Genomic DNA, 8232 nt, shown 5'->3' with positions numbered 1-8232 from the left:
TGAGATTTTTAGTGGTTTTTCTCCTCTGAAACTCTAAACTCTAGTCTACTTGATCATACCGTTCAAAGTAATCATCTGACAGTTTCGCTACCACCCCGGATAGTACAATCAGGCTGATCAGGTTGGGCGCGGCCATGAATATGTTTGCGATATCCGCCAGGTTCCATACCAAATTCAAAGGTATCCAGGCACCGATGACCACCAGCACGGTATAGATGATGCGATAAGGTAACACTGCTTTCTCACCAAAAAGGTATTCGGCGCTGCGATCACCATAATAGGACCAGGCGATGATGGTGGAGTAGGCAAAGAACATAAGCCCGAAACCGACCACCCATGCACCAAAGCTACCCAAGGCCTGTTGAAAGGCATACGCGGAAAGTGCGGCACCCTTGAGTTCTTCCGGGCGGGCATCGCCCCATGCACCCATGATGACGATCACCAGTGCAGTCATGGTACAGATGATGATGGTATCGATGAATGGTCCCATCATCGCCACCAGACCCTCACGCACGGGTTCCTTGGTACGAGCTGCGGCATGGGCCATGGGAGCCGAGCCAAGGCCGGATTCGTTAGAGAACACGCCACGCGCAACACCATATTGAATTGCTGCGCCAATGGCGCCGCCGCCCGCAGCAGCCGGATTGAGTGCCAGATTAAAGATGGTAGAGAAGGCTTCCGGGATTGCTGATGCGTTGAGGACAAGGATCGCCAATGCTGCCAGGCAGTATGCAATGGCCATGAATGGCACAATGCGGGAGGCTACCTTTGCGATGCGCTTGATGCCGCCAATGATGACCAGGCCCACGCCGATAGCCAGAATCACTCCCATAAACAGTTTGTACTTGCCGGCATCAGGGTAGATGAAGGTCAGGCCATCCATTACCGAGTTGGCCTGCACCATGTTGCCGATACCGAAGGAGGCAATGAGAGTGAACAAAGCAAAGAGAAAACCCAGCACTGCACCGGTTCTCTTCATACCCAGTTTTTCACTGAAACCAAGGCTGAGCGTATACATGGGACCGCCGGAAACCGAGCCATCCGGATGGGTGATGCGGTACTTTAGCGCTAGGGTGCAGGAGGTGTATTTACTGGCCATGCCTACCAGGGCGGTGACCCACATCCAGAATACGGCCCCGGGTCCACCAAAAGCGATGGCGGTGGCCACACCGGCAATATTGCCGGTACCTATGGTTGCCGAAAGCGCAGTAGACAGCGCCTGGAAATGTGTGACTTCACCGGGATCGTCAGGCTTATCGTATTTGCCGCGGATCAGGTTGATTGCATGCTTGAATCCACGCACCTGTACCATACGCAGACGGATGGTCAGGTACAGTCCGGTGCCCACCAGCAGCACGATGGAGGGAATGCCCCATGCCATGCCGGCTATATTGCCGGTTACCTCAGTGAGTGTCGTGATAAAGTCCATACTGATTCCCCCCGGGGTAGTTCATTCTCATCATTGTCGTCAAACAGGCTGGCGGATTTGGCAACCCCGCTTTTCTGAATTCATTGTCCCGGATTGATTGCCGATACTCACGTACAAAAGTCATCCGCTTTTTCAGTGTCGGGTGGTCATAAAACCAGCACTCGATAAATGGATTGGGATCTGGATCTGAGAGGTTATAGGCAGAGAGCTTGTCAAACGCAATAGCTGCCGTTTCACCTGATACACCCGAGATATCCATACCATAGACATCCGCTTGGTGTTCCATGTAACGGCTCACCCCATTTTGGATCGGATTGAATACAAAGGATATTACCATTACGAACATCAGAATCAGTGGCAATGAGGCAATATCCCCAGGCCGGTCAAAATGAAATCGATTATGGTATCTATCGATAATTGGATAAATCGTCCGGCTCGTCAACCATAGCGAAAAAGTGATGAACAGGATAGCCAGCTATAATTCCCCACACACATGGCGCATTACACAGTGTTGAGCAATTTCACAACGATTTATGTTGCCACCTTGTGCAGCAGCAGCGATCTGATTTCATTTGTTTCCACCACACTGCTGGATGGCCGGTTCCTGACCATCGTTTCACCCGTCACCACGCTGGGCAACGGCTTCAGCGTGAAATCAGGAGCGATATTGCGGGTGCTTCCGGCGAAATAGCGGAAGACCTGGCCAGGGATTGGCCGGGGTGCTCCGGAGAAACGGCATCAGCCGATAAAACTGGCGCCGGGCAGCAGGTCTTCGGTGAATTCATCGGGCAGGCTGCCCAGTAGCTTCATGCCCTCTTCCAGGGACATTTTGGTCTGCATCATGCCTTTGGCGTCGGGATAGAGCAGTTCCACGACCATGTCCTTGCCCGAAAGGTAGAACTGCAGGATGGTCTCGGCGCTGTCGAGCACGCCCAGATAGTTGTCTTCCGCGGCCAGCAGATGCTCTGCCAGGGGCACCAGGCGGTCCGCCGCCAGGAATTCCGGTTTTAAGGAACTGATTGACGAGTCATGCACGAAATCACAGTAGTAGATATTGAAGCCGCGTTCCATATTCACTCCCGCCGCCAGGTGGTGCCGCCCGCGCCATCTTCCAGCACGATACCCTTGTCCTTGAGCTCATCGCGAATACGGTCGGCTTCCGCCCAGTTCTTTTCTGCCCGGGCGTCCAAGCGTTGCTGAATGAGGGTTTCGATTTCCTCGTCGGACAGGCCTTCGCTTGCCCCACCCCGCAACCACTGTTCGGGGTCATCCTGAAGAATGCCGAGGATGGCGCCCATGCGCCTGAGCTCCGCCGCCGTGCGTGCGGCTTTCTGCTCATCCTGGGCGCGAACCCTGTTGATTTCACGCACCAGTTCGAACATGGCAGCCAGAGCTTCCGGCGTGTTGAAGTCGTCATCCATGGCCTTGTTGAAGGCCTGCGCGTATTCCTCCGCCTCGCCGGGTTCTGCTGCGGGCAACCCACGTAGCGCGGTATAGAAGCGGGTCAGCGCCTGACGGGCATTGAGAAGGTGTTCCTCGTCGTAGTTCAGGGGGCTGCGGTAGTGGCTGGTGAGAATAAAATAACGGATCTCTTCCGGGCGGTAATGGGCCATGATCTCGCGGATGGTGAAGAAATTGTCCAGTGACTTGGACATCTTCTCATCGTTCACCCGCACGAAACCGTTGTGCATCCAGTAGTTCACGAAATGGTGGCCGGTGGCCCCTTCGGACTGGGCGATTTCATTTTCGTGATGGGGAAAGGTCAGGTCTGCCCCGCCGCCGTGAATATCAAAGGTATCTCCCAGCGCCTTGGTGGACATGGCCGAGCATTCGATATGCCAGCCGGGACGCCCCTTGCCCCAGGGGGAATCCCAGGCGGGCTCTCCGGGCTTGGCGGCTTTCCACAGAGCGAAGTCCAGGGGATCGCGCTTCTCGTCGCTGGATTCCACCCGCGCCCCGGCCTTGAGGTCTTCAATGGATTTGCCGGACAGCTGACCGTAGTCCTTGAAACTGGTTACAGAATAATAGACGTCGCCGCTGTCCGTGACATAGGCATGCCCCCTGTCGATCAGGCGCTGGATCATCTCCAGAATTTCCGGCATATGCCCGGTGGCGCGGGGCTCGATGGTGGGCAGCAATACACCGAGGGCATCCAGGTCTTCGTGCATGGCATCGATGAAGCGCTGGGTCAGCTCGGTGAAAGGCTCGCTGCGCTCGTTGGCGCGCTGGATGATCTTGTCGTCGATGTCGGTGATATTGCGCACATAGGTGACGTCATAGCCCCTGGCCTGCAGATACCGGTACACCACGTCGAAAACCACGATCATGCGCGCATGGCCCAGGTGACAGTAGTCATAGACCGTCATGCCGCAGACGTACATGCGCACCTTTCCCGGTTCGATGGGCTGAAATTCTTCTTTTTTGTTGTGCAGATCGTTATAAATCTGGAGGCTCATGATTCCTGCTCTGAAAATGCGGTCAATTCGTGCAATTTTACCCTATGCGCAGCCGCGGGCACAGTTGTATCATAGGCAGCTGTTTTGCAATCACAGTGAGTAAGCACATGAAACAACTATTGATCTCTTTGCTGTTTGCCCTCGGGCTGAGCACCGCCGTACTGGCAGAACCGGTGAAGGTCGTCATGGAGACCAGCAAGGGAAATATCGAGCTGAGCCTGGACCAGGACAAGGCGCCCATCAGCGTTGCCAACTTTCTACGCTATGTGGACGAAGGTTTTTACAACGGCACCATTTTTCACCGCGTCATCTCCGGCTTCATGATTCAGGGCGGCGGCATGGGTGAAGACATGCAGAAGAAAGCCACCCACGAGCCCATCAAGAACGAAGCCAAGAACGGCCTGAAGAACAAGCGCGGCACCATCGCCATGGCCCGTACCGGCGACCCGCATTCCGCCACCAGTCAGTTCTTCATCAATCACAAGGACAACGACAACCTGGACTATCCGAGCTTCGACGGCTGGGGTTACGCGGTGTTCGGCAAGGTCACCAAAGGCATGGACGTGGTGGATGCCATCGCCGCCACCCCGACTGCCGTGAAGAACGGGCGCCGTGACGTGCCTGTAGAGACCATCCTGATCAAATCCATCAAACGTGTGGAAACAAAAAAATGATTACACTGAAAACCAACCTGGGTGATATCGTCATCGAACTCGATGAAGAGAAGGCCCCCATCAGCTCCGAGAATTTCAAGCAGTACGTGCGTGACGGTTTTTACGACGGCGTGATCTTTCACCGTGTCATTCCCAATTTCATGATTCAGGGCGGCGGGTTCATGCCGGACATGATGCAGAAGGCCACCCGTGAAACCATCGAAAACGAAGCCAAGAATGGCCTCAGCAACGAGAAGTACACCCTGGCCATGGCCCGCACCATGGACCCCCACTCCGCCAGCGCCCAGTTCTTCATCAACACCAAGGACAACAGCTTCCTCGACTATCCGGGGCAGGACGGCTGGGGTTATGCCGTCTTTGGCAAGGTAGTCGAAGGCAACGATGTGGTGGACAAGATCGAACAGGTGGAAACGGGCAACAAGGCCGGGCATTCCGATGTGCCTGTCGAACCCGTCGTGATTGAAAAAGCTGAAATCAGCGAATAGCAACCTTGGGCACTTCAAATAATGCCGTTTCCGTCACTCTGGCGCAGGCCGGAGTCCATATACTCATGGATTCCGGCCTGCGCCGGAATGACAATTGTTAGAGATGCCCTTGCCAGACGCGGCGACCGTCGCGTCTGACCATCCGATGCCCCATATCCTCTTCATATCAGACCTGCATCTTTCCCCGGCCACGCCGGCGATCATGCAACAGTTCCAGCGGTTTCTCGACAGTGATGTGCTGAAACAGGCTGATGCCCTGTATATTCTGGGCGACCTGTTCGATGCCTGGATCGGTGACGACGATCCCTCGCCCTTTGCTGCACAGGTCAGGGAGATGCTGCATGAGGCAGGCAGTCATACAAACCTGTATTTTCAGCACGGCAACCGGGATTTTCTGCTGGGCGAGGATTTTGCCCGCGCCGCCAACATGACGCTGTTACCGGAAGAACAGGTCATACAGGTAGCAGACGAACCCGTTCTGCTGCTGCATGGCGACCAGCTGTGTACGGATGACCGGGACTACCAGCAGGCCAGAAAACTGTTCCGCAGCCCGGAATTTCAGGCCCAGGCCATGGCCATGAGTATTCCCAAACGCATACAGAAAGCTGCCGAAATCCGCCAGATGAGCGGCGAGGCCAAGGCCGTGAAATCATCCGATATCATGGACGTGAACCAGAAGGCAGTCGAAACCATGATGAAAAAGCACGCTGTCCGGCGGCTGATTCACGGCCATACACACCGGCCGGGTACTCACGACTTTACCTTGGACGGTCACGCGGCCAGGCGCACTGTGCTGGCGGATTGGAACGGACAAGCTTCCACTGTGCTGCAAATCAACACCAGCAGTGGCGAAGAACAGAGCCTGTCGCTATAACCCTATTGCCATGCAGATGGCGTCACGCGTTCGAAATCGTCCGGCACTGCAAAGGTATCATCCGGCACTTCGAAAGCATCCTTGAAATCCACCAGCATGCGCTGTTTGCCGCCCATGACATCCCACAGGGGCAAACCGTGCAAGAAGGCACGTTGGGGGGCGTAGATATACTCGCTCAGCTCACAGCTGTTTTCCGTATAACCGGGTGAACCCACAGCGGGGTACTGCAGACGGGCCAGTGCCTGGTAGAGTTCTTTCATGGCAGATACGGCACCCGTCAGGGTGTCCTTTATAACCACCAGTTCCCGGCAGGTTTCACCATTGGCCTGCAGCTTGATTTTCACCGGCTGCTGACCGGCTACTGCCGGTGAATCAGGATCTGTGGTCACCTGTTCTTCAAGATCCAGATCCGCTGGCGGTGCAGGCTGAAAGGCAGGCGGGTTCATTTCCAGCACGGTCTTTTCCAGGGGATCGACGTTGAAAATCTTTTTTTCCTGCCGGTCGTAAATGGTATAGCCGGCATCCGGCTCACCGCCTTCGTCCAGTCGCAGGTAGCGCTTGTTGACCAGAATACGGCTGACATAGTTGTCCACCCCCGGCTCCTTCACCTGATAGACAAGGAGTTCAGCCTCGCCTGCCATCAATGCGGTGGATGTCAGCAGCAGGAATACGGTAACTATTTGGCGCACAATGCCTCCAGGTGATTCAGTTCGGATTGGGAGAAACCTGCAGCAAGACGGGCCTCCTTGTGCAGGGGACAGCTCATGTGTCCGTGCAGGTATTCGTCGATGAGTGAAAAATAGGTTTTCTCCGGGTCGAGGTTTCGCTGGTCACACAGGTAGTGGAACCAGCGGGAACCTGCCTCCACATGCCCCACTTCGTCGCGCAATATGATTTCCAGCGCGGCCACGCTTTCCTTGTCGCCGATGCTCTGAAATTTTTCCATGATACCCGGCGTCACATCCAGCCCCCGCGCTTCCATGACCCGCGGCATCATGGCCATGCGCACCAGCAGGTCGTGCTTGGTTTTCTGCGCCAGTTCCCACAGGCCGTTGTGGGCGGAAAAAACTCCATAGTCATAATCCAGGTCGCGCAGGCGCTGGCGCACCAGGCCGAAGTGGTAGACCTCTTCGGCAGCCACCTGTATCCAGTCGGTGTAGAAATCTTCTGGCATGTCCACAAAGCGGTACACCTCATCCAGGGCAAGATTGATGGCATTGAACTCGATATGGGCAATGGCGTGGAGCATGGCCGCCTGCCCCTCCCTGCTGCCCAACCTGCGGCGGGGCACCTCGCGGGGTGGCACCAGAACCGGCTTGCCCGGCTGTCCTGCCTGATCGACAGAAGGCGGCATGACCGGTGAACGCAGGTCGAGCTCGCCCGCCCGCCAGGCTGCCTGCAGCTTTTCCACGCAAGCCATCTTTGCATCGGAATCAGATTCCAGCAGGCACGCCAGTGCGCCTTCATGAACGGTGTTTTTCATGGGAGGGGATTGTAGCAGCCCTCAAAGGCACTTGTTTATCTTAGCGTGAAAATACGCCTAAACTATTGATTTTGTTGCATTCGTGATAACAAAGCATCGCGCCATGACCGTAGGTCGGACTTCAGTCCGACATTTCTCCGTTGTGGCAGCTGTTGTCGGGCTGAAGCCCGAGCTGCAGGGAATGGGCAGGAACTGACCACATCAGTCTCCACAGATGCGGTTCACAGGTTCACTGGCATCCTGCGCCGGAGTGATGTGAATACCGTTGTTCGGGATACCCCGTAACGCCGCCCAATCTTCAGGACTATTCAAAGCCGTTGTCGAACAGCATCGCGCATTCAGATTGCGGGCAGCGCTCGAAGGCGCCGAGATCCGGCTGCCCTGATTGTGAACGGATTTCTGACCTGGCGTGTTTCACATACTGGCGCAACACGGGCTGCGACAGCGCGGCAGTAACCAGAGAAACGGCCTCATCGACTGCCGGCGAACCCTGCGCCAGGGAAAAGTCCTGGGCAGCTGCATTTGCAAAGCCCGGCTCAGTTCCGACCAGGTTGTCCTGATCGTTCAATGAACCGGAAAGGGATCCGTGAGCAGGCACCCAGCCGGCAGAAATCCAGTTGTTGCGCAACTCGGCAATGCCCGCACGGTTCAGTATGGCCAGGTAGTCACCGCCAGCGGTTGCATAAAGGATATTGTTGCGGATATCCGCGTGTTCGTCGTTGGTGGACAGACGCACCAGGGTGGTATTGCCATCGCGCGTTGAGACCACGGTATTGTGATAGAAATAGAGCGTGCCCTTGCGGTAGATGCTTTCGTTGCCGCTGTCGCCGC

The 8232-nt window shown here is 55.8% G+C and carries 11 protein-coding genes; 4 read left to right on the top strand and 7 right to left on the bottom strand.

The window, feature by feature from the left end:
* Positions 1-40: 40 nt before the first annotated feature.
* A complete protein-coding gene (locus ACOCD2_RS08205; protein ID WP_293645383.1) occupies positions 41-1429 on the bottom strand; it encodes an alanine/glycine:cation symporter family protein in 1389 nt (462 codons plus the stop codon).
* Positions 1404-1871, bottom strand: a complete 468-nt coding sequence (locus ACOCD2_RS08200; RefSeq protein ID WP_293645385.1) for a M48 family metalloprotease — start codon at positions 1869-1871, stop codon at positions 1404-1406. Before ACOCD2_RS08200 ends, ACOCD2_RS08205 begins: the two co-directional genes overlap by 26 nt.
* 51 nt (positions 1872-1922) lie before the next feature.
* On the opposite strand from ACOCD2_RS08200, the gene ACOCD2_RS08195 reads away from it, so the two are divergent.
* On the top strand, positions 1923-2120 hold the full coding sequence (locus tag ACOCD2_RS08195) for a hypothetical protein (RefSeq protein ID WP_293652490.1): 198 nt from the start codon (positions 1923-1925) through the stop codon (positions 2118-2120).
* A 47-nt stretch (positions 2121-2167) separates the two neighbouring features.
* Here the strand turns inward: ACOCD2_RS08195 and ACOCD2_RS08190 are convergent, their stop codons facing one another.
* Positions 2168-2506 carry a hypothetical protein gene (locus ACOCD2_RS08190; protein WP_293645389.1) on the bottom strand — a complete coding sequence of 113 codons (339 nt, stop codon included), beginning with the start codon at positions 2504-2506 and terminating at the stop codon, positions 2168-2170.
* Complete coding sequence (gene cysS / locus ACOCD2_RS08185) at positions 2503-3885, bottom strand: cysteine--tRNA ligase (protein WP_293645391.1); 1383 nt, start codon at positions 3883-3885, stop codon at positions 2503-2505. The genes ACOCD2_RS08190 and cysS overlap by 4 nt, the downstream gene beginning before the upstream one ends.
* A 107-nt stretch (positions 3886-3992) precedes the next feature.
* Between cysS and ACOCD2_RS08180 the strand changes: the two genes are divergently transcribed.
* From ACOCD2_RS08180 to ACOCD2_RS08170, 3 genes are all read left to right on the top strand, one after another.
* Positions 3993-4559 carry a peptidylprolyl isomerase gene (locus ACOCD2_RS08180; RefSeq protein ID WP_293645393.1) on the top strand — a complete coding sequence of 189 codons (567 nt, stop codon included), beginning with the start codon at positions 3993-3995 and terminating at the stop codon, positions 4557-4559.
* Complete coding sequence (locus ACOCD2_RS08175; RefSeq protein ID WP_293645395.1) at positions 4556-5044, top strand: peptidylprolyl isomerase; 489 nt, start codon at positions 4556-4558, stop codon at positions 5042-5044. Before ACOCD2_RS08180 ends, ACOCD2_RS08175 begins: the two co-directional genes overlap by 4 nt.
* Positions 5045-5147: 103 nt before the next feature.
* On the top strand, positions 5148-5918 hold the full coding sequence (locus ACOCD2_RS08170) for a UDP-2,3-diacylglucosamine diphosphatase (protein WP_293652491.1): 771 nt from the start codon (positions 5148-5150) through the stop codon (positions 5916-5918).
* A gap of 2 nt (positions 5919-5920) precedes the next feature.
* Here ACOCD2_RS08170 and ACOCD2_RS08165 read toward each other — a convergent pair whose 3' ends face one another.
* From ACOCD2_RS08165 to ACOCD2_RS08155, 3 genes are all read right to left on the bottom strand, one after another.
* Complete coding sequence (locus ACOCD2_RS08165; protein ID WP_293645399.1) at positions 5921-6607, bottom strand: hypothetical protein; 687 nt, start codon at positions 6605-6607, stop codon at positions 5921-5923.
* Positions 6595-7401: a ferritin-like domain-containing protein gene (locus tag ACOCD2_RS08160; protein WP_293645401.1), complete on the bottom strand. Its 807-nt coding sequence runs from the start codon at positions 7399-7401 to the stop codon at positions 6595-6597. Before ACOCD2_RS08160 ends, ACOCD2_RS08165 begins: the two co-directional genes overlap by 13 nt.
* Before the next feature lie 304 nt (positions 7402-7705).
* Positions 7706-8232: hypothetical protein (locus tag ACOCD2_RS08155; protein ID WP_305800232.1), on the bottom strand; the 527-nt coding region annotated here is incomplete at its 5' end.

This window comes from Thiolapillus sp. (assembly GCF_048562965.1).
Taxonomy (GTDB): domain Bacteria; phylum Pseudomonadota; class Gammaproteobacteria; order Chromatiales; family Chromatiaceae; genus Thiolapillus; species Thiolapillus brandeum_A.
The sequence above is the reverse complement of the archived record's forward strand: the minus strand, read 5'-3'. Positions and strand labels throughout refer to the sequence as shown.

Excerpts from the sequence above, each read along its gene's own strand:
- cysS (WP_293645391.1), bottom strand. The coding sequence starts at position 3,885 with ATGAGCCTCCAGATTTATAACGATCTGCACAACAAAAAAGAAGAATTT.
- ACOCD2_RS08205 (WP_293645383.1), bottom strand. The coding sequence starts at position 1,429 with ATGGACTTTATCACGACACTCACTGAGGTAACCGGCAATATAGCCGGC.
- ACOCD2_RS08195 (WP_293652490.1), top strand. The coding sequence starts at position 1,923 with ATGGCGCATTACACAGTGTTGAGCAATTTCACAACGATTTATGTTGCC.
- ACOCD2_RS08170 (WP_293652491.1), top strand. The coding sequence starts at position 5,148 with ATGCCCTTGCCAGACGCGGCGACCGTCGCGTCTGACCATCCGATGCCC.
- ACOCD2_RS08175 (WP_293645395.1), top strand. The coding sequence starts at position 4,556 with ATGATTACACTGAAAACCAACCTGGGTGATATCGTCATCGAACTCGAT.
- ACOCD2_RS08160 (WP_293645401.1), bottom strand. The coding sequence starts at position 7,401 with ATGAAAAACACCGTTCATGAAGGCGCACTGGCGTGCCTGCTGGAATCT.
- ACOCD2_RS08180 (WP_293645393.1), top strand. The coding sequence starts at position 3,993 with ATGAAACAACTATTGATCTCTTTGCTGTTTGCCCTCGGGCTGAGCACC.